Below are 22,372 nucleotides of genomic sequence, written 5' to 3' on the forward strand. Positions count from 1 at the left end.
TCCAGATACAGCCATCTTCTACTATTGTACCAAATTGGAAATTATTTCATAAGTTATTGTTTATTAATTATTTATAAATTATAGTAACCATTTAAAATGTACGATTTCGTACAGTTATGTAATATTATCGAACACTATTCAGCTACTATAATTTTGTATTCTCTTTATACATGTGTTTTCAGGGAGTAGCTTTTAATAAAAGCATAAAATAGGTTCAAGAAATAGTTTAAGAACCGGTAGTTTGATTATAATTCTGTTTAGTAAAGGAGCTTGGCTTTATCGCTAAAAAAATAATCAGCTAAAAACAAATTTCTATACCTAATTAAAAAGAGCATGCAAGTAGTAGATCTGCGGAATATAGCTTTAAGTCTGCCGGGTACCACCGAAGACATAAAATGGGGCGATCATTTGTGTTTTAACATTGGCGGCAAAATGTATTTAGTAACTTCTCCCGACTTGGTGCCTTCTACTGCTTGCTTTAAGGTTACCCCAGACGAATTTGACGAGCTATTGGCTCAACCTGGTATTCAAAAACATGCGCATTTGGCCCGGTACCACTGGATACACGTTTCTAATATAAACCAATTATCACCAGCCAACTGGCAGCATTACCTTAGATAATCTTATAAACTGGTAGCCATGCAATTGCCGAAAAAAGTACAAAAGGGGTTAAATCTTACTAAAAATTTTTGAAATTATAAATCAAGGATAAAGTAAATAGTTAGGGGAGATACAGCTATAAAAAGAGCGGTAAAATTTACTTTACCGCTCTTAATGGAATAGGAGTGAACTTCAGAAAAATAGTCAGTAAGGTTCTGCAGTTAAATTCAAGCTTAATTCTGTAAATAAGGAATAGCCTCCTCATTGCCCTGACCAATAGCCATATCTAAAGCAGTAAGGCCACGGCTATCGCGAATGGTTAAATCAGCGCCCGCTTCGGTTAATATTTTAACGAGTTGGTTCCGCCCGAACATGGTAGCAAACATTAAGGCTGTTCCGCCGCTGCCATTCTGAATATTTAAGTCGGCACCCTGCTCAATTAGTAAACGGGCAATATCGGCGTAACCTTTAAAACTAACGCCCATTAAGGCAGTGTTACCGGCAAAATCTTGCTTATTTACATCGGCACCGGCGGCTATAAATAATTTGGCAGCTTCCAGGTGTTCTTCGTAGGTAGCTAAAATTAAAGGAGTAAAACCCCGGCCATTTTGCACATCTACCTCTACGGTTTGTTGCCCGAGTATCTCTTTTATATAGGTAACATCACCCCGCCGGGCGGCATCAAACAGCAAATCAGAAGGTTCCGAAGAATAAAAGGACATATTATTAATTTTTTAAGTAAAATTTTTTAAACCAGCCTCCGGTTTTGAAAAGAAGCGAGTTACTTACTTTAGCGTGAAATTACTAAATGAACCGCAAACAAGGTAAGATTACTTTTTTTGTTTCGGTTTGGTAAGATTCGGTTAAATTAAAATAAAGGTTTGAAATGTTCTCTTAGGAAGGGGTAGGGGATGATGACAAAACCGGAGACATATTATTGTTGAAAGTCTGACCTGACCCAACTCATTTAAAAGCGGCTTGGGTTTGCTCTAAGGAAATACCTAGTAATTTTTCTGCTATCTGGTTTAAGCCTGTTGTATCGCCGGTAAAATGAAAAACGCTGTGTTGGTGGTTTAAAGTTTGGCCGGGTGATAAAAAAGCGGCCGGCGACACACTTTCCAGTTCATAAAATGGTCCCATTTGGCTGCCATCGGCGAGCGGTCCGTCGTTGTAAGCATTCACGGCATCGCCGCTAAATGGATTTTGCTGGGTATTCCAGGCCTGGTTCAGGTAAGTAGCGTTTTTAGCGACGTTAAATTGAATAATCGTTAAAATTTTATTCTCGGAATCGTAGCTTCCGGCAATAGGTTTGGCTCGTTCAGGTCCTAAACCTAGTTTACCCCGGGCTTTTCCATCGGCTTTAAATAACAAAACCCCGTTAGTAAACTTAATTCGGTTGGCGGGAATCTCGCCAAAATAATCCGTGGTAGCAATTTTTGCGGTGCCTTTGGTTTCGTAAGGAATAACAATGTGGGTGTTGGGCGAAGGATTGAACATGTCTAAAAGCCACAAACAAGGTGCGCCGCTGGTTTTTGTCCAGGCTTGCGAGCCCGTATTGGTAATGCTATTATTTGTAGTAAAACCCACCATTTGCAGGTTATCCGGTAATGTTACCTGCAATGCTATTTCAATATCCGGATTGTTTAAAATTTGAATGGTACGGGTTAAGCGGGTTTTTAATTCGGTACCCGCATAATTTAAAAAAGAAGCTTCTTTCTGTAGCGAAGCCGAACGGGCATCCTGGGCAATAATTGACCAGCTTTCGGTATCAATGGCCGGTGGAGTAACCCAATTGGCAAATTCCATAGGAACGCCCGGCTTAAAGTACAGCGAAAACTTATTTCCTTCCGGGCCCAACCAAAGCCGGTTCTCGCCGCCGTAAGCATTCATGTGCGCATCTTTCGGAGCCGTAAACGCTTTGTAATTTATCCAGCCGAAGCTTTTGCCGTTTAAACCATTAGCCGTTGAAGTAAAAACCTTGCCCTGGTATTTGGCCGATACAATTACTTGCCCCTGGCCGGTTTCATTTTTTAATACTAGCACGCTATCGTGTTGTTGCAGAAAATGGAAATCGTAACCAAAGCTGCCCACCGGATAAGTTGTCCTATTATTTTCGCGTATTTTATTTTCTTTAGTCTGACAGGCGACAAACCCAAAAAAGATTCCGAATAGGAGATAGGTAGAAAATTTCATTCGTGTGACGTTCCGGGGTTTAATACCCAATTGAAATTAGAGGTTCCCTATTAAAAGTAAGATTAAACTATAGGGGTTTAAACCCGGCAGGTTTACTAAACCTGCCGGGTTTGAACGAAAGATGGTCCATTTTACTATTTGGTATATAATCTGGTTTTTCAATAAAAAAAGTAAAAATTAATATAGTATAGTAAGTAAGCATCCATCTGAAGGCAGCAAAAACGTGGTTTGGAAAAAAATAAAAGCTTAACCTTCCTGCTATTCTTACGATTTGTTCCAGTAAATTTTTAAGTTTTTCGTTGCTCGGCCAGCGGCAATTATATCTGGTTTACCATCGGCGTTTAAATCGTGTACCTGGAGGTCTTCGGTAGCCATATCATTTTCATCAATCCAGTAATGCTGCCAGGGCTGGTTCGTTTGATTGCCCGGTACGTAAAGTTTAATCCCCACTTTATTTTCTGCGTTAGGATTACGCCAACCCGCAGCTACCTGGTCGTACCCTAATCCTAAAAAATCAGCGGCGGCTAAAGCGTGACCTTCTTTAACATTTTCGTCTAGTACCTGTCGGGTAGCCGTTTTATCGAGCCAGTACACGGCTACAGTAGTGCCGTGCATGGGTTCAATGGTAGCCAGAAATTTGGAATTACCCCGGTGTTTACCTAAGCGTACCTCTCCGGTAGCTTGTTCTACGCCGGTAATTTTTTGAGTCTGGCTGGTAGCTTGCTTCGGGTTAAAGCCGGAAAGGAATCGCACGCCTTCTTTGCTGGCAACGTACAAGTCAGGGCGGGAATTAGCTTTGGTTTCGGCTACGTCCAGGTTATGCGTCAGGTGTAGGGTATTATCGAGGGTAAAAAGCGGCCAAGTTTGGCGGGGATTACCTGGTAGCTGGTACGCTTGGATTTTTACGCCCTGTCCTTCTCCGTTTTTATTGCCGCGGCCATGCAACGGTACTACCACCAGGTACGAAGCGCCATTTGCCTTTTTTACCCAGCGCATGCGGTGTACGGTTGGTTCGTGGGGTAAACGCACGGATTCCCAAGGCTGCGTAGGATCTTGCGGACGAATTAGATAAAAAACAGCTCCTGATTGGATAGTGTCAGAAGTTTCGCCGGGGTTCCATTGGGCTCCCACGGCAATCTCTACTTTGCCATCTCCGTCCAGGTCGCGGGCCGCAATGCATACATTATCGCGTTCGGTTAAATTTTCGGCCAGTACAAACCGTTTCCAGTCGCCGTTGCGGTACCAAACAAATTGCTTTTGGTCGGCTAGTAATATGTCTGGTTTTCGGTCGCCGTCTACATCGCCAATGGCCAAACCATAGCCAATGCTGATGTTTTTATCTAATACCTGGGCTTCAAACCGAGGAGCAGGAGGAGTGTTAATTAATCCCTGCAGCCATACCTCGAATAATAAGAAAATGATGAACATAATTAAAACGGTTTTATTGCTGTTTAATTTGTACCCGCATTGGTTTTGGTGCTTGGTTGTGCTGAGGTAAAAACTAAATTTTATAAGTTTAATTTAAGTTCTTACCTGGGCAGTCAGAATTTTAGCAGCTAAAGCATGTGGGCGTTTAAATCTTCCATCTGGGTAAATATACTTTTATAAACGGCTTTTTCTAGTTTTTGCTTAATAGCTGGTATTTGCACTTTAGAATTTACTTTTTCTTTGCCGTTTAGCCATACTTCTAAAGGTTGGGAGTTTACTATCAACTCTTTTGTTGAACGGTTTTGGTTTAGTGAAACTATTTTTTGCAATTGAAAATTATTTAAACTCAGCCAGTAGCGATCATCGCTTAATTGCAGGTTTACCGTATATTTTAGTTTAAACTTTTGCTTTTGATTGTCGGCCACCACCGCAAGTTCCGTTAAAATATCTCCTGCCAACATGCCATTTTTGCTGTCGTCTAGGTTTATTGTTTTTTTATTCTGACCAGCCAGGTTAAACCAAGTTTTAGCCCGGTGGTATAAATCCATTTGCGGACCATCTTTCACCAGAACTTCTTCGGAGTAATAGAATTTTCCGGTTGTTTTATCCTGGGGCAAAACTTGCGCGAATAAACCACCCGGAAAAAGCAAAAGAACTAACCATAAAAGCTTTATTAAATCAATTCTATTCATTTAATCGGTTGGCCAAATCTTTTAAAACTTTAAATTAAAGGATTAATTTAAAATTCAGGATATAATAAGTGACCTTAAAGCCGGTTATTACCAGAAATTATAGGAAAAAAGCCCTGAATAAACTCAAATTTTAAAGGTGTATTCTGGTTTAAAATGTTTTTTTATAAAATAAACCCTTTCAGAATAAATACGTTACAGCATTTGTAAAAACAAAACACATAAATTTTTTTGTGATATTCGTACAAACTTATACTTTTGTACCACTAAAGAGAGATGGCAGAGTGGTCGATTGCGGCGGTCTTGAAAACCGTTGACTGTAACAGGTCCGGGGGTTCGAATCCCTCTCTCTCTGCACAAAAGCCCTAAATCAAGTTGAATTGGGGCTTTTTTTATTTTGGGGGTAACAATAGAGGTAAAATATACTCCTCTTTCTTATAATTCCTCTAAAAGGTCTAAATAATATATTCTCACCTCATACTATTTATCTCCTTTGTTTTAAATACACATAGTTATATATTGTAAAAGCTATTTACATTGAACTATAATTTATTCTCATTTCTCAAACATTCAAGACATTCTAATAGGTGAACTGAATCAGGCTAAAAAAAGCATAAAAGCGGCAATTGCTTGGTTTACTAACGAACACATTTTTAATGCAATTATAAATTGCTTAAACAAGGGTATAGTGGTAGAACTCATTATACGCGATGACTATATTAATAATTCTGAAGCTTCTTTACCCTGGATAAAAATTATTAATGCTAATGGGAGAATTTACTTTTCTTCTAATTCTCATAAACTCCATCATAAGTATTGTATTATAGATGATGTAACAATAATAACCGGTTCTTATAACTGGACTTACCTTGCTGAAAAAGTAAATCAAGAGAATATTGTGATAATTAAGGAGAAAAATTTAACGGATTCTTATTTAAGCAATTTTAAAGATCTAAAGAAGAGTAGCCTTTTAGTTACAGATTTCTCTCAGCTCAATAAACGTCAAATAGAATCATCACCTTTACAGGAAAAGAATTTTATAGAGGAAGAACTCAAATTAGTTGAGGAGAATATAGTCGAAAACACAATAAGCATAGATAATCAAGCAGAAAGGTTACAAAGCCTTTTAAAGGATGCTGAATATTCTTATTTAAATAAACATTATGATGAAGCACTTAGGTATTTAAGCTTAGTACTCAAAATTGACGACCATCAGCCCTTAGCTTACGAACTACTAAGTTGGTTAATGTTTAGACAAAACAATTATGCGGACCAAATTAAATATGCAGAAAAAGGAGTAGAGTTATTTGGAGATGATCCTGAATACAATAACCTTTTAGGAATTGGATATGGAATGCTCAAAAATCAACGACAATCACTGACGAACTTTGATAAGTCAATTAAACTACTTCCAGAAAATACAACCTATTATTCGAATAAAATAACATTCCTAGAAATATTCGGATTACATAGTTTAGCCGATAAGGAAATATTGAATCTAAATAAAGCAGCATCTACAGTTATTAAAAATAAAGAGAATTATACTCCATATAACGTAATGAAAGCTTACATTGATAGAGCTATGGTTAAATCAGGGAGAACTGAAAGGAAGGAAGCTGCTATTAAAGCCAGAGAGTATTTCTATAAAATTTCAGAATCTGAGCGAGATTACAATGACTTAGATGATATAGATTTTTTAATGAAAAGCTAAGCACGCATTTTGCCTAGTCATATTCCAAAGTATTTTTAAGCTAATTTTACTTACTCACTTTATATTAACTCAAATTCTATATATTTAAAGCTAAAGTACTCAATTGTAGCAAAGTTTCCTTCCCGAATTATTAATGAATCAAAATCCAGAACAGAAAGCCCGTGACGAGATTGATAAATTACTGACCGCCAGTGGCTGGATTATACAGGATAAAAAGAAAGTAAATTTAAGTGCCGGCATTGGTATTGCCATCCGGGAATACCAAACGGATGTGGGTCCGGCGGATTACGTGTTGTTCGTGGATAAGAAGCCAGTGGGCATTATTGAAGCTAAACGCGAAGAAGAAGGTGTTAAGCTGACGGTACACGAAGACCAGGTGATGGTTACAAACTCATATTCTAATTCATTGGTCACCCTACAATCCCAAGGAAGGAGAATACTCATATACCATACTCATTAAGATAGATGAAGTTCAAAATTTTATTTAAATAAAACAATGTTTAGTGCCGAATATTTAAATAAAATGATAAATTTTAGGAGAAAAAGGAGTAGTTTTAAGAAGCTGTATATTCCTTGTGCCCCTAAAGGGATTAAAGGTTAGGTTATCCGGATTGCTGGACCGAATTTCTTGGGATAAGAGAGTGGCTACTTATCATAAGTGTACTTATAAGACCAAAATAATTTACTTGATATTTGCAAATAATACTACTTACTGTCTAATGTTTAAAATTCTTGAAAAGAAGCAAACTAACTAGCCAATTTATATTATTTAACAACCTGTTAATTCTTTTGCTTAATCAGATTAAGTATAAATTATTTTTGCAATTCATATAATATTTATAACTATTTTTATATAAATCTATTTATGCTATCATTCTTATTTAACAATAATAATATCATAAATCGGTTTTAAACAGATAATAAGCCATACTAAGGTTATTGGATAGATGATAAGTAAAAGTTGTAATTAGTAGCATGTATTTGTACTTTTGAAGCATAGACACGTAATAAAAATTAGTAGATAATTAAAATCATTAAAATTTAGTTACGAGTTTGACCACTAGTGGACTCAACTTATCCAAAATAGAAGTCGATGGTTCAAAAATTCCGCTCTCTAATTTTTACTTTGTTGTTGTTGTTGCCTTTTATTTTATACGGGGAAGGATCTAAACAATTAACACCAAATAGATCTACCGCAGCTTTAACCAGCACCCTTAATGACAAAGCAGGTTACTTAGCCCACGATGCCAATTTACCCAGTGCAACTGGAGTGGCTATTACGTCACTTAGTTTCCTCAAGCCCGCTGGTTTTAGTCGTAATGGAGCTACTTACTCCAAAGACCATCGTCTGTACATTCGCGTAAAAGCAGGGGAAAGACTGTTCTACGGAGTGCACCGAGCTATTCATGACCAGACTAACGCTAATCAGGCGAATCTCATCATCACCTTACGTCGCACCAACTCCGTGACTGGCATTGATGATGCTGCCTTTTCACAAGCCAACACCCTCACCGCTAATACTAGCTCCACGAGAGATATGTTATTAGTAGCCAATCAGAACGGTGTAATTGATAATGCCACCGAAGCAGAAAATGGGCCTAATAGAAGCATAAATGGAAAAACGGTAACCAATGGCTATACGCCACTAAGTATTTACAATAATACGGCGGTAGATTATGATTATTATGTTGAATTCACGCAAGTAGGCGAAAGCAGTTGGACCGATGATGGACGGCGATTTTCGGTTTACGATTTGTGGGATTTTACGGTGATTGATGCTACCGGTAATGAAAAACCCGGTCGAATGCGGAGCAAGTTATGGTCTTTCTCTGCCGGGGGGACTAACAACGTATTCTCGAAAGATTTTAACATGTACCCGCTCATTCCCAGTGAGGATCAACCTGACAGGTACTTTGTAAAGAAAGTGGAACTAGCCGGTCTTTCCCCGCAGAACTTCTTTCGCTTTGTCACCAACCAATATGGCTCCATTACCGTGGCCGGTACTTCTATCACCGAAAGAAGAAAAAGTCAAACCAGTCAAACGGACTACCCGGAATTATTTAATTTCGTGAACAATCCTGACCCTACTATCTGGCCTAGTGCTACGGCCCCTACCTTTTCCGTTAACCTTTCTTTTGGCTGCAATACCACTACCAATGGAGGAAAAGCTATTTTTACGCTGAATACCAGCGAAAGTAGCACCTTCCTCGTATTGATTAACCTCAACGGAGTGGAAGGGTATCAGCCAGGAACGGCTGACGTGTTAGTGGAATCTACCGGGCCGAAAGGAATGCGTACCATAGAGTGGAATGGCTTAAATGGTTTAGGCCAGGTAGTGGCTAAAAATACTTCCCTTAACTTTTTCTTTCGTAATAACAGTGCTTCCTTGCATTTTCCGGTATGGGATGCTGAAGCTAACGCCGATGGTTTCCGGGCACAGGATATCCGTCCTTTGGTGGGTTCTAATTATAATAGTTTACTTTTTTGGGATGATTCTAACTTACCTACTACGGCTTTTCCAGCACCGCAAACCGAGCTTTATGGAATTGTTTCTACCGCAGGTGTGCACCGGTGGGGATCGGCCACTTCTACTGCCGGGGACTTAAAAACGGTTAATACCTGGACGTATGGTTATACGGAGTCTTCTACTCGAACAGCTGTTTTTACTTATGATTGTAGCGCCGACATAGCCGTAACAAATACCGTGGAACCCGCGCCGTACATTATCGGAAAACCGGTTACCTACACCCTTACAGTTACCAATAATGGCCCGGTGGCGGCCAGCAATGTACAAGTCACGGATAAATTAGATCTTAGTAAGTTAGAGTTTGTCAGTGCTTCCGATGCTGCTAATTATACTGCTAATACAGGTGTGTGGAATATAGGTTCCTTAGCAATCGGAGCTTCCAGAACCTTAACTATTACGGCCAAGCCCTTGGTACTGGGTACTATTTCCACGACTGCCACCCAAACTCACACCGAACCAGACAATGTTACGGCTAACGACAAGGCTGTCGCCTCGATTACCGTGCAGTCCGCCGCAGATATAGAAGTAAAAAATACCAGTGATAAAACCAACTATAGCAATGGAGATCTGGTTACTTACACGATCACGGCTAAGAACTTAGGACCAAATACTGCAACAGGAGTAATTGTCACGGATAAACTACCCACCGGGTTAACTCTGGAAGGAACAGCGCCAGCGGGTTATAATGCTACCACGGGTGCTTGGGCGGTTGGCTCCTTAGCCCTAAATGAAACAAAAACTCTAACCTTGAAAGCCAAAGTATCTTCTTTAGGCTCCATCACTACTACGGCCGATTTGGGCAGCCGTACGGGTTATGAATTGGATGATAACTCCAACAACAATACCTCCGCTACTACCATCACCATCGCGCCGGCGTCGGATGTGGCAGTAACGAATATGGTTTCGAATGCCACTCCTAATCAGAACGGGAGTATTACTTATACTATTCAGGCCATTAACAATGGACCAAATGATGCTACGAATGTAATCGTAAGTGGCGCTTTGCCCACTGGCTTGAGCTTTACTGGTTATACGGCTTCGGTTGGAACGGTAGGTTTGGGGTCTGGCACCGGAACCTGGAACATTGGCACCATCCCTGCAGGTAATACCCAAACTCTGACTTTAACGGCTAAAACAACCATTACCGGAACTATTAACTTAACTCTTTCCCAATCTCATTCTGAATACGATTCCAATGGTCTTAATAATGCGGCTACTAGTATTATAACCGTAAAACCAACCGCGGAAGTAGCGGTCACCAATGTGGTTACTTCTCCGATAAAAACCACTTATGCTAATGGAGACCAAATTACCTATACGGTGACGGTAAAAAACAATGGACCTAGCCCAGCTACTAATCTGGTAGTAACGGATAAATTGCCTACTAGCTTAATCTTTACCAACGCGGTTCCGACTACTGGTACCTATACCTCCGGTACCGGGGCGTGGAATATTGGCACCTTAGCCAGTGGCACTTCAACTACACTTACTTTAACAGCAACGGTTAATCAGAGCGCTGTTATCACAACTACTGCCACCCAAACGCACACCGAGTTTGATGATGTGACCGGAAATAATAGTGCCTCGAACACCATTACTTCCGGCAACGGAGTAGTTACCGCGGATATCCAGGTGTCGGTATTAAAGTCAGCGGGGCCTTATTATACCGGTCAGGATATTACTTTGACGGCCCGGGTAAAAAACGCGGGCCAAGATGCGGCTACTGACCTAAAGGTGAGTGTGCCAATACCAGCTGGTTTTACATTAAAGCAGGCAGATCCTCAGATAGGTTCCTATGATGGTTCCACCTGGACGGTAGGAAACCTTTCTGCTAGCGGCGTAGCGGAACTCTCCCTCATAGTTACTCCGAACGTGGATAATACCACTATTGGTAATAAAGACTATACCTTCGCTGCCGCAAAAGTCTCGGCCAATGAGTCAGATACGAATCCTAACAATAATTCGGCTTCTACTTCTCTAACGGTTCAGAAATTGGCGGATGTGGCGGTAACGGTGGATGTAACCGGTGATGTGAATGGAATCTTCTACAAAGGGTTAACGGAAGCTACCTTTACCATGCGGTTAACCAACAAAGGACCTGACAAAGCTACAAACCTAGTGGGTAGAGATACCCGTACCGGTACCATAGATTTTACTTACGTGGAGCCCGGAAAAGGGTATAATTCTCAAACGGGCGAATGGCTGGTGAGCGAATTAGCGGCTGGGGAGACTATCAGCCTGGTGGTCAAAGGTAAACCTAATACCACTGGCCGTCTGAATCTAGGCGGTACCAAACTCTCCCAAGATCAAACAGATTTAGTGCCGGAGAATGACCGCGCCGTAGCTCTGGTAAATGTGGTTCCAGTAGCAGAACTGCAAGTTACCAATACCGCTGCCCGGACAACGCTACCGAATGGAGAAATAACTACCCTTATTGTATCCGTGAAGAATAATGGTACCGATGCCGCTACCGGAGTGCAAATATTAGGTAAGTTACCCACAGGTTTGAGTTTAGTGGGATCGGATCCTTCGGTAGGAACCTACGACGAAGGGAGCGGCATTTGGACTCTTGGCACTGACCTATTGCCTAATACCACTCAAACCTTGGTACTTACGGTAAAACCAACTTCTCCTGCTTCGTACACCACCACCGCTTCCATTGCATTAGTTGGTCAATACGACAGTAATCCTAATAATAATAGCCAGGCAGCGACAATCCAAAGCGTAGCTACGGCCGATATTGCCGTAAGCAGTTCCATTGTGGATGGTCCTTATGCGGTAGGCGGTCAGTACCTAGTGACCATTACTGCCAAGAATTTAGGTCCGAATGTAGCCACCGGGGTAGTTATAGCAGCAGGAGTAGCCCCCGGCTTAAAATTAGTTCCTGGTAGTGGCACGCCAGACCCAGGCACTACTATTGATCCGGCGGCTGGTCTTTGGACCATTGGCAACCTGGGAGTAAATGAATCGAGGAATTTGACTTTATTGGCGCAACCCGCTGCCATCGGCATACTAAATAGCTTAGGGTATAAGTATGCCGCTAACGAGTTTGATCCCAACGGAGGCAATACGAAGGATGGGAACAATAGTACCGTAATTCATATTACTGTCCCGGATCAAGAAGCTACTTATCAGGTACTAGCCGTTAGCAAGCATTTATTTGCCTATCAAACGGGAGAACATCTGGCGGAGGTGACGGATCCGGATGGACCTATTGAAAATGCCAGAATTATTAATGGTTCTTTACCGGCCGGGGTTCGTTTAGACAGCGACGGAGAATTAGAGATAGATAACCGGTTCTTATTAATTCCGGGTACTTACAACCTTACCATCGAAACTACGGATGCTTTGGGAGGAATTTCCGAGAATACCATTACATATACTATTTTAGGCGACTGGGACCAAGATGGAATTCCGGATGCAGTGGATGTAGATGATAATAATGATGGAATTCCGGATTTAGGCAGCTTTGGGGTTGATCCGAGAGGTGACGACGATGGAGACGGAATACCTAATTATATAGATGTTGATTTTGTTCATCCCTTTTACGGTGGTTTTCGGGATCGCAACTATGATGGCATCAACGATGCTTTTGACATGGATGAAGATGGCTTGATTGCTGGGTATGATCTAGATGAAGATGGAGATGGCATTCCAAATGCCATTGAGGCCAATGAGGGTATCGTGCCGCCAGCTAATATCTATGATGCGGCTAAAGCCACCTTCATCGGAAGCGTTGGCGTAAACGGGCTGCCGGACGCGGTTGAAGATAGCCCGGATAGCGGCGTTTCTACCTTGGTTAACCCCGATACCGATAATGATGGGGTAAGTGATTATATTGATATTGATGCTGACAATGATGGGATCTTGGATAATTTTGAATCCCAGGCCACCAATGCTTATGTGAACGGTTTAGGAACGGACGGTGATTTTGATGGCCTTAGTGATGGTTATGATGGTACCACGGGAGGTGAAATTATTATTCCTATAGATATTGATGGCGATGGTTTTCCTGATTACCGGGACACCGATAGTGATGATGATTTTTCGGGAGATTATGTCGAAGCCTTTGATGACGATGCGGAAGGCGAGTCCTTTGATGACTTATTTGAACGTGCCCGGGTTTTTGAAGAAGAATACAACAAAGGCTGGTACGTCAATTCGGACGTGGATGAGTCCGGATTTCCTAATTGGCTAGCCTGGGCTCCGGATTATCCTGCCTTTTTAACTCCGGGTAGTAGTTATTACCATGACACAGATCGGGATGGTTTGGTAGATTTATTTGACATAGATAACGGTGGCCACAGTGTTTCCTTACAAACTGCATCTAACGGGGAGTATGCTTTCCGTCAGGATGGATTGATTATTCTACTTCCAGTTGCATTAACGCGTTTTGAAGGTAAAATGCAGACAGAAGGCGTATTACTAACTTGGTCTACTGCTTCGGAGAAAAACAATGCTCACTTTTTAGTAGAGAGAAGCACAGATGGGATAAACTTTACAGCAATTAGCCAAGTGGCCGGAGCAGGCACAACGAATCTACAATCGGATTATAGCTTATTAGATGCCAAAGTTAGCTTGGCTACCACTTACTACTATCGTTTGAAGCAAGTTGATTTTAACGGAAAGTACGAATACAGTGAAATTATTGCGGTACAATCAAAGACGGTGCGGATACCAGTTGAAGTAAACATCTATCCTAATCCTACCTCCGATGTTGTTAAGCTAGATTTTTCGAGAATAGATAACGGTAAAAAGATCGTAGAAGTCTTCACTATAGAGGGTAAATTAGTAGCTGTTCACCAAAATGAAACAGACTCCACTATTAGTATTGATCTGGCGAAACTTCCAACGGGAACCTACCTACTAAAAATTAGTAGTCCCCAATTCGAGACAGTCAAGCGAGTTGTAAAACAGTAATCCCTCTTAACATTTAAGATTGAAAAGTTGCATTAGCTTTTAAATACATAGAGCCACTTGATAGTGGCTCTATGTATTTAAAAGCTAATGCAACTTTTCAATCTTAGAGGTGCGGAATTAAATCAGGGGTACTGTCTTTATCACCGGTTACATAGCCAAGGTTACTCATGGCATTTCCCTTCAGTAATAATAGTCCAGCCACGTGTGGAGCTGCAAAAGAAGTACCAGTCACCAGTTTTGTGCCACTACCTATTTTTAAAGCGATGATGTTCACTCCCGGTGCACAACGGTCAACAGGTGCTCCAAAGTTAGAGCTAGCCCAGAAATTTTTATTGTAATCCATTGCTGAAACGGTATAAACATTCGTAGCATTGACGCGCTGGGGAGAAGTAGTGCTGCAATCCACCCCGCTATTACCCGCAGCAATAGCAACGAAAATACCTTTCGCCGCTACCGATTTTACGGCGCTATCAAAGGCAGCTGAAGCCCCAGAAGCTAAGCTGATGTTTACCACATCCCCGGCTTTGCCATAAGTGTTCACCTGATTAACCGCCTTAATGGCATTGGAAACGGTTCCCGCGCCCGCATCGTCTGATACACGTAAGGCAACAATCGAAGCATTCGCAGCTACTCCAATAATCCCTGATCCGTTATTTTTAGCCCCAATAATACTAGCAACAGCTGTACCATGGCCAAAACCATCCTGCACGCTGGTGGTAGTAAGAAAGCTTTTACTACGAGTTACATCTACATTCAAGTCCGAGTTATTTAAGTCCACGCCGCTATCAATCACCCAAGCTGTTTTACCGGTTCCATCTTCGTAGCCCAACATACTTACTCCCTGGGGAACGGTTTCTCCAGGTAAAGCGATATAAGTCTCTTCCGCAGCAGAGTCTGTGGTCATTACTGCCATAGAAGTAAGAAACTGATCTTGTTCAATATAGGCTATATCCGGGTGTTTTTCCAAACGAATTACTTGTTGAGGTGTTAATTTAGCCACAAAACCATTAACAGCTCCTTCCAATAAATCAGATGAATTAATAGGAGTTAGGATACCCTTTGCTATTAAGGCATTAACTATACTATTTACTTTTGAGTTACTCTTTTTAAGAACGACAATATACTGTCCTTCAATTTTGTTTTTGGCTTGCGTAGCATTCGAAATGGAAGAGGCTTCCGCTACAGTACTAGGCTGTAATTCTTCTTTTTGACAGCTGTACATTGTCAAACAAGCAGAAAGTGCCAGACAAGAAATGGTTTTTTTGTAAATTTTTTGATTCATAATTATTTAAGTGTTCTTTGCTTGAGTAAGGAATAATTTAATTTGTTGAATAAGTAAATAGGACGGTAAAGGTACATTATGTATAAATAACAATGTTGGCTAATATTTAAATTATTATGTAATATTTAAAAATTTAACATAATCATCATTAAATAATTATATTTATAATTTGTAGCAAAATTTATTTATAAATAATTTTTTTTAATTTTATTATTTAACGCTGTTTAAAAAATACAAAAACACGTGTAATTTAGTTTCCGTATATAGTTAAATAATTATGAATATAATATGATCTATCTTGGATTTCTCTTGTTTAATGATCAACTTTTTTCAGGACAAGTCAAGCCTCTGAAAAGAGGTTTTTTTTAGCTAAAAACCATCTTAAATGAGCATCTCACCAATCAAAAGTAATTTTGTATATTTGAGATGGTATTCGTGAGACAAATATGAAAATCGGTTACGCCCGGGTGAGCACCCAGGATCAAAAATTAGAACTGCAGTTAGATGCTCTTACCAAGCAAGGTTGTGAGCTGGTCTTCCAGGAAAAGAAATCGGGTAAAAACAAGAAACGGCCGGAGCTAGCCAAAATGCTCGGGCAGCTTCGCTCTGGTGATACGGTGGTGGTCTGGAAGCTGGACCGTTTGGGTAGATCCTTACGCGACCTGATTGACCTAGTAGCCGAGTTTCAGAAAAGGGGAATTGACTTTGTCAGTTTACAGTTTACAAGATGGTATCAATACGGCAACTTCCACCGGTCGCTTTACTTTTAACATCTTTGCTTCTTTAGCGGAAATTGAACGGGAGATCATCAAAGAACGAACTAAAGCTGGGTTAGTCGCAGCCAGAGCCCGCGGTAGAGCAGGAGGGAGGCCCGCGGGTTTATCGCCTGCCGCTCAAGAAAAAGCCAATTCCGCTAAAGTACTATTATCCGCGGGTAATAAACCTGAAGAGATCGCCAAAATTTTGGGAATTTCCCGGGCTACCTGTTACCGCTATTTAGAGTACAGCACCCCCTCGTAATTAATTCTTTTACCTTTGCCACTATGACAGAATTATTTAGTCCCGGTTTAAATTTCCGAGTAAACGGGCGCTTGTGGATCGAAAGTGAAGATGACCGGTTCCTCGGCCCTGGCCGAATTGAACTTTTACATAAAATTCAGGAATCCGGTTCTATCTCGAAAGCTGCCACAGCGATGGGGATGTCATATCGGAAAGCCTGGGATTTAGTCGCCTCCATGAACCAGCAAGCGGCTACCCCTTTAGTGATGGCTCAGATTGGCGGCAAAAAAGGCGGGGGTGCCCTCGTGACCGAAGTGGGCCAACAAGCCATTCTACGCTATTCTGCCTTGCAAGAACGATTCCAAGCTTTTCTGCAAACGGAATCCCAAAATCTTTCTCAGACGATTCCAAAAAAATAAGCGTTATGTATTTTAAACTATAACGCTTTCTTGTAATTTGCTCACCGTTATGTTTCGGGATATATAACGGTCATCGGCAAACACTTCTTCCCATGCGCAAGCGTACCCTCGGGTTTTTATTTCTCTTTTTTCTCCATAGCTTTTGTCTATGGGGACAAGATTCTGCGGTGCTGACCGGCCAGGTGCGCGATCAGTCCACACAACGACCACTACCCTACGCTACAATTGTTCTGGCGGGTACGCGAACGGGCACGCATGCTGATGCAAATGGCCGGTTCTCCTTCCCGGTCAAACAAAAGCCCCCTTTTAAGCTGGTGATTCGCTATGTGGGTTACAATGATTTAAAGCAAGAAATCACTACTCTTACTTTCCAAGAGTTTGGCTTAACCCCGTTGTCTATTCAAGCTCAGGAAGTAGTAATTACCGCTTCTCGGGTAGTGGAAAAAAGCTTAGAATCACCTATTACCATTGAACAAGTGGACGCCCGGGCACTCCGCCAAACGCCCGCACCCACTTTTTTCGAAGCGCTGGAAGGCGTAAAAGGGGTGCAGATGACTACCGCTAGTCTGGGATTTAAGGTGCCTAATACGCGGGGCTTTACCAATCCCACCAATGTGCGCTTTCTCCAGCTCGTCGACGGGGTCGACAACCAAGCGCCGGTGATCGGGGCTTCCATCGCCAATGCCGCCGGACCTTCGGAGTTAGATCTAGAAAAAATAGAAGTTACTCCGGGTACTGCCTCCGCTATGTACGGCATGAATTCGTTAAACGGCTTGGTTAACTTTTTTACCAAAAGTCCGTTTGACTACCAGGGCGTGAGTGTCTACCAGCGCACCGGTCTCAATCACGTGAATGACAGTCAAACCAAAGCGCACCTGCTATCCGAATCGGCTTTCCGCTACGCCAAAGCTTTTCAGAACCGCTGGGCTTTTAAAGTAAATGTCTCCTACCTGCGGGGTTACGACTGTATCGCCCTCCAAACAATGGATTTGAATCCAAAGGGGAATGCCTCGGTTAACTTGCTGGAAACTGACAATCCGGCCCAGGATCCGGTGAGTTCCTACGGCAACGAAGGGCCGAACCGGCGCACCTTAACTTTAAACGGCAAAAACTACGTGGTCGCCCGCACGGGGTACTACGAGCAGGATATTACCGATTATACCCTGGAAAACCTCAAAGCCGATGCCGCTCTGCACTACCGCTTTTCACCCAACTGGGAAGTAGCTTATAGTTACCGGTGGGGAAAGACCGACAACGTGTACCAACGGACCAACCGCTTTCGCCTGGATGATTATACCGTGGGTCAACACGTGGTGCAGCTGAAAGGGGAGCGGCTGCAGGTAAAGGCTTATCTCACGCGGGAGCTATCCGGTGATTCGTATAACATCCGTTCTTTAGCCGAGAACCTAGACCGGCGCTTCAAAAGTGACAGCCGGTGGTTTCAGGATTACAGCGCTGCTTACCTAGCAAGCACATCTGCCGGGTTCCCTGTGGCCGAAAGTCACCAACGAGCGCGGGCGGGAGCGGATGCGGGCCGTTTAGAACCCGGCACGGCCCGCTATGACAGTGCGGTGCACCAGATTATTGGTATTAACAACTGGGATGTGGGTGCTGCATTACGCACGAAAGCAACCTTGTTGCACGCCGAAGGGCAGTATGATCTAAGAAATCAGATCAAGTTTATGGACGTACTCGTGGGGGCTGATTACCGCTTGTATTCGGTATTTCCGGATGGCAATTACTTTATCAATCCGAAAGAAGCGGGACATAATCTTTTGTACCGCAAGGGGGGCGGATTTGTGCAGCTTTCTAAAAAGCTGCTGCAGGATCGGTTGCACCTGCAGGCGGCTTTGCGCTACGATCAGAACGAATATTTCAAAGGGATCTTTAATCCCCGGATAGCGGCCGTTTACCAGGGGCTGCCAGGGCATTATTTCCGGCTTTCCTACCAGAACGGTTACCGGTTTCCTTCTTTGTTCGAAGCTTTTTCCAACGTTAACAGCGGGGGTGTAAAACGAGTCGGCGGCTTACCGGTTATGTCCAACGGCATTTTCGAAGATAGCTATATCTGCACTTCCATTGATGCTTTTACAATGGCCGTGAACCAGCAAGTGAATCAGCAGGGAGTAGCCTTACCAGTGGCCATCAGGCAAAATGCCGGGCTATTAAAAAAGTCCCCTTACGATTATATTCAACCCGAACGCATCAACTCCTGGGAAGTCGGCTATAAAAGCCTGACGCTAGATAATCGCTTAGCTATAGATGCGGATTTTTACTTCAACGTGTATCGCCACTTCATGGCCCAAGTGGAAGTAAACCAAGTGACCAAAAGAAGCGTGCCCCCTGATTCGGTGCCCTTTTACTTGTATGATCGCAGCAAGCAGGAGCGCTACCGGTTGTGGACCAATTCTACTAGTACGGTGTACAATTACGGTTCTTCGCTAGGAGTAAAGTATAACTTTTACCGCAACTATTCTTTAGCGGGTAACGGTAGTTACGCCAAACTGCACCGGAAGGCGTTTAATGATGGCCTGGAAGAAGCCTTTAATACGCCGACCTGGATCACGAATCTGAGTTTAAGTAATCCCACTATAGCTAAAAACGTGGGGTTCCAGGTAAATTGGCACTGGCAAGCGGCTTTTTTGTGGCAATCTTCTTTAGGTACGGGCCCGGTGCTGGCCTATCACTCCCTGGATGCGCAGGTAAACGTAAAAATCCCCTCGGCTAAAGTGCTCGTGAAAGTAGGGGCCACGAACTTGTTAAACCACAGCTATTACCAGATGGTAGCCGGTCCTTCCATTGGTGGCTTGTACTATGTCACCTTGCTATTTGATGAACTGCTCCGCTAAATAAAGAACATTCCTTACTACTCTTTTTTGCCCAGGTTTTATAGGCCTCTAAATAGCCCCAAATCCACCTTTTTTAATCAGAAAAATAGAAGGGTTTTTTGTCCACCTATTTCTGCCCTTCTCTGGATGGTTCCTGCTAGCTTTTGCTGGCTGGAAGCTCTAGTATTTACTTTGGAAGAACCAGCCTTTAACTAATGTAAAATTTATAAAGGTTAATTAATATATAGCTTTAAGATTACTCTTGATCAGAACAATGAGAAGTTAGTTTATAATAAACTTTTTAGCTTATTAAACGTTTTATTAATATATTGCATTCAATTGAATGTAACAACACAGTCAATTGACTTGAATAAAAAATTATGTCCCTAGATTCAATCATGAATATAATGGGTGGTGCCCAAAATATTGGTCGTGATATCCATACCCGGTTAGACTTTATAAAAGCTTCTAGAGAAGGTGCGGTATCAATTGCCGTTGTAAAGTCTATTCAGAACAAGATACATCTGACTAATAAAATGATGAGCAGTATCTTAGAAATATCTGAAAGCACCCTGCAGCGGCATATCAAGGAAGATCGTAAGTTAAAAAAAGCAGAATCAGAGACGGCTTATGAAGTTTCTAAAGTAATAGCTAAAGGTATTGAGGTCTTTGAAGATGAAAATGACTTCAATGAATGGTTGTATACCAAAAACACAGCTTTAGGGGAGGAAAGACCAATTGATTGGTTAGATTCATCTATTGGGAGAGAGCAGTTGCTAGATTTACTAGTAAGTATTGAACATGGCATGTACTCTTAATTCATGATTGTCTATCGTTTAGCCAAAAAGGAGTATGTTCGAGACCTTACAGGAACAGGTGGACTATTTGGCTCAGCAAGATGGCATGAAAAAGGAACACGCATTTTGTACACGGCAGGGAGCTTTTCTTTAGCTAAGTTAGAAGTACTTGCTAATACGAAATCAATCCCCAAGAACTATCATTTGGTTCTAATTGAAATTCCAGATGATATTAGCCATAAAGAACTCACTATTTCCGATTTGCCTAGTAACTGGAATTCGTTTCCGCATCCCAAAGAATTAGTTACTTTTACCGAGCAATGGATCAAAGAAAATAAGTTTTTGGTAATGAGAGTTCCATCTGTTCATTCCCCTTTTGAATGGAACTACTTAATAAACCCTTTGCATGCAGAGGCAAACCGATTGAAAATTATAGAAGATAATGCGCATGAGTTTGACCCTCGCCTTAAGTAGTACTAAATCATTATTAAAAAGCTAAAGCTACTGATTAAAAGATCTTTATTTTACATAAAAGACATTATAGGAACCAATCTTTTCTTGAAGATTTATTCTAGTACTTTACCCTTAGCATAACTTAGCTACTTCTTCCAATCGTCTATTTCGATTACTCTAAATAGTATAGTAATAGTATATTCCGCAATCCAATTACGTTTATATAACAGGTTTAGGGGGGGTATATCTCCTTATTACATTTAGCTAAATGTAAAACAACCCACTAAGCATACTCAGTATACAAAAGAGAACGTCATGAGGACAGTAGTCACGTGTTTTATCCTGCTATTTTTCATCACCATTGCTTATGCTCAAAAGAGGAAAACCTCACCAACCGACAACAGCAAACCGTTTGTGCTCGGGGTCATAGATGAAATTCAATCAAGAGAGTTAGCTGAAAAAAGGATACTAAATATTTACCTTCCGGAAGGTTATAACAAGAATGATACTCTTACTTATCCGGTTACCTACTTACTGGACGGCTCCGCCGACGAAGACTTTATTCATGTGGTTGGACTTTTTCAGTTTCTTACTTTTGAATGGATCCACCGAGTGCCCAAATCCATTGTGGTCGGTATTGCGACGGTAGACCGGCGCCGGGATTTCACGTTCTCAACAACCATTGAAAAGGACAGAAAAAAATACCCTACTACTGGGCACTCCGATAAATTTATTTCTTTTTTAGAAAAAGAGTTACAACCCTTTATTGAAAAAAAATATAAAGCAAATTCGGCCAAAACGATTATCGGACAATCTTTAGGAGGATTACTAGCAACGGAGATCTTATTCAAGAAACCTACCCTCTTTAATAAATACATCATCATCAGTCCTAGTTTATGGTGGGATAATGGCTCCTTATTAAACCAGGCATCATCCCTTCTGCTGGATAGCTTTTCTCAAAAAACAGAAGTTTACCTGGGCGTTGGCAAAGAGGGGCTTACCCCAACGGACCTTCCACGAGTAATGGAAGTAGATGCCAATTTACTAGCAGAAAAGATAAAGAGCTCTAAAAGTAAAAGTGTTACTTGCTTTTTCGACTATTTACCCCAGGAAGATCACGCCACTATTATGCACCAAGCGGTCTTTAATGCTCTGCGAATTTTGTATCCCGCACCCTATACTAATCAAAAATAGAGGAAAAGAATTAACTCGATGGATGTGGTGAGAGGCGAGGAAATATTTCGGGGTTCATAGTTGTTTCGTTGTCGGTTCTGAAAGTTAACTTTTGGGCAGCTAAAGGAACAAAAGTTATAAAAGCTTTCTATTTATCATGATGCTAGTTATAATGACAAATTTTTTATTTCCTTTTGTAGTAAGTCCTTAATAAAGATTATTCCTAATGTTTTAGCCGTAAGGTAAAAGATAATATTCCTTTCGCTTCATCTATAAAAGTCAAAATATAAAGTATATTCGTTACTACCATTACGTTTAGTCATTAGGTAATTACGGCGAAATAGAGGAGACGG

The 22,372-nt window shown here is 41.6% G+C and carries 16 protein-coding genes and 1 tRNA gene; 12 read left to right on the forward strand and 5 right to left on the reverse strand.

The window, feature by feature from the left end; translation table 11 throughout:
* The first annotated feature begins 333 nt into the window (after positions 1-333).
* The gene (locus HUW48_RS07170; protein WP_182415030.1) at positions 334-621 is read left to right on the forward strand and encodes an MmcQ/YjbR family DNA-binding protein; all 288 of its coding nucleotides are present in this window, start codon (positions 334-336) and stop codon (positions 619-621) included.
* Positions 622-833: 212 nt separating this feature from the next.
* Here the strand turns inward: HUW48_RS07170 and HUW48_RS07175 are convergent, their stop codons facing one another.
* The 4 genes from HUW48_RS07175 to HUW48_RS07190 all read right to left on the reverse strand — a co-directional run bounded on the left by HUW48_RS07175 (position 834) and on the right by HUW48_RS07190 (position 4,913).
* On the reverse strand, positions 834-1,322 hold the full coding sequence (locus tag HUW48_RS07175) for an ankyrin repeat domain-containing protein (protein WP_182415031.1): 489 nt from the start codon (positions 1,320-1,322) through the stop codon (positions 834-836).
* Positions 1,323-1,563: 241 nt separating this feature from the next.
* Positions 1,564-2,793, reverse strand: coding sequence for a DUF6786 family protein (locus HUW48_RS07180; protein WP_246343765.1), 1,230 nt, complete (start codon positions 2,791-2,793; stop codon positions 1,564-1,566).
* Between the two features lie 264 nt (positions 2,794-3,057).
* The gene (locus tag HUW48_RS07185; RefSeq protein ID WP_182415032.1) at positions 3,058-4,221 is read right to left on the reverse strand and encodes an FG-GAP and VCBS repeat-containing protein; all 1,164 of its coding nucleotides are present in this window, start codon (positions 4,219-4,221) and stop codon (positions 3,058-3,060) included.
* Positions 4,222-4,349: 128 nt separating this feature from the next.
* Positions 4,350-4,913 carry a DUF4468 domain-containing protein gene (locus HUW48_RS07190; RefSeq protein WP_182415033.1) on the reverse strand — a complete coding sequence of 188 codons (564 nt, stop codon included), beginning with the start codon at positions 4,911-4,913 and terminating at the stop codon, positions 4,350-4,352.
* Positions 4,914-5,180: 267 nt separating this feature from the next.
* On the opposite strand from HUW48_RS07190, the gene HUW48_RS07195 reads away from it, so the two are divergent.
* From HUW48_RS07195 to HUW48_RS07210, 4 genes are all read left to right on the forward strand, one after another.
* Positions 5,181-5,265, forward strand: a tRNA-Ser gene (locus HUW48_RS07195).
* A gap of 213 nt (positions 5,266-5,478) precedes the next feature.
* Entirely contained in the window at positions 5,479-6,621 is a 1,143-nt protein-coding gene (locus tag HUW48_RS07200) for a phospholipase D-like domain-containing protein (protein WP_262891523.1), read from the forward strand.
* A 133-nt stretch (positions 6,622-6,754) separates the two neighbouring features.
* Complete coding sequence (locus tag HUW48_RS07205; RefSeq protein WP_246343767.1) at positions 6,755-7,081, forward strand: hypothetical protein; 327 nt, start codon at positions 6,755-6,757, stop codon at positions 7,079-7,081.
* A 633-nt stretch (positions 7,082-7,714) separates the two neighbouring features.
* Positions 7,715-14,068: a T9SS type A sorting domain-containing protein gene (locus HUW48_RS07210; RefSeq protein WP_182415034.1), complete on the forward strand. Its 6,354-nt coding sequence runs from the start codon at positions 7,715-7,717 to the stop codon at positions 14,066-14,068.
* Positions 14,069-14,171: 103 nt separating this feature from the next.
* Here the strand turns inward: HUW48_RS07210 and HUW48_RS07215 are convergent, their stop codons facing one another.
* Positions 14,172-15,350 carry a S8 family serine peptidase gene (locus HUW48_RS07215; protein ID WP_182415035.1) on the reverse strand — a complete coding sequence of 393 codons (1,179 nt, stop codon included), beginning with the start codon at positions 15,348-15,350 and terminating at the stop codon, positions 14,172-14,174.
* Positions 15,351-15,796: 446 nt separating this feature from the next.
* Between HUW48_RS07215 and HUW48_RS27680 the strand changes: the two genes are divergently transcribed.
* The 7 genes from HUW48_RS27680 (at position 15,797) to HUW48_RS07245 (ending at position 22,040) form a co-directional block, all read left to right on the forward strand.
* Entirely contained in the window at positions 15,797-16,120 is a 324-nt protein-coding gene (locus HUW48_RS27680) for a recombinase family protein (protein ID WP_317173772.1), read from the forward strand.
* Positions 16,056-16,370, forward strand: coding sequence for a recombinase family protein (locus tag HUW48_RS27685; RefSeq protein ID WP_317173773.1), 315 nt, complete (start codon positions 16,056-16,058; stop codon positions 16,368-16,370). The genes HUW48_RS27680 and HUW48_RS27685 overlap by 65 nt, the downstream gene beginning before the upstream one ends.
* A 23-nt stretch (positions 16,371-16,393) precedes the next feature.
* Positions 16,394-16,768 (forward strand): winged helix-turn-helix domain-containing protein, encoded by a 375-nt coding sequence (locus tag HUW48_RS07225; RefSeq protein ID WP_182415036.1) that lies wholly within the window; start codon positions 16,394-16,396, stop codon positions 16,766-16,768.
* Between the two features lie 92 nt (positions 16,769-16,860).
* The gene (locus HUW48_RS07230) at positions 16,861-19,617 is read left to right on the forward strand and encodes a TonB-dependent receptor (RefSeq protein ID WP_182415037.1); all 2,757 of its coding nucleotides are present in this window, start codon (positions 16,861-16,863) and stop codon (positions 19,615-19,617) included.
* Between the two features lie 359 nt (positions 19,618-19,976).
* Positions 19,977-20,414: a type II RES/Xre toxin-antitoxin system antitoxin gene (parS, locus tag HUW48_RS07235; RefSeq protein ID WP_246343769.1), complete on the forward strand. Its 438-nt coding sequence runs from the start codon at positions 19,977-19,979 to the stop codon at positions 20,412-20,414.
* Positions 20,415-20,417: 3 nt separating this feature from the next.
* Positions 20,418-20,867 (forward strand): RES family NAD+ phosphorylase, encoded by a 450-nt coding sequence (locus tag HUW48_RS07240; RefSeq protein WP_182415038.1) that lies wholly within the window; start codon positions 20,418-20,420, stop codon positions 20,865-20,867.
* Positions 20,868-21,161: 294 nt separating this feature from the next.
* Complete coding sequence (locus HUW48_RS07245) at positions 21,162-22,040, forward strand: alpha/beta hydrolase (protein WP_182415039.1); 879 nt, start codon at positions 21,162-21,164, stop codon at positions 22,038-22,040.
* Positions 22,041-22,372: the final 332 nt, after the last annotated feature.

The sequence above is a fragment of the Adhaeribacter radiodurans genome (assembly GCF_014075995.1).
Lineage (GTDB): Bacteria > Bacteroidota > Bacteroidia > Cytophagales > Hymenobacteraceae > Adhaeribacter > Adhaeribacter radiodurans.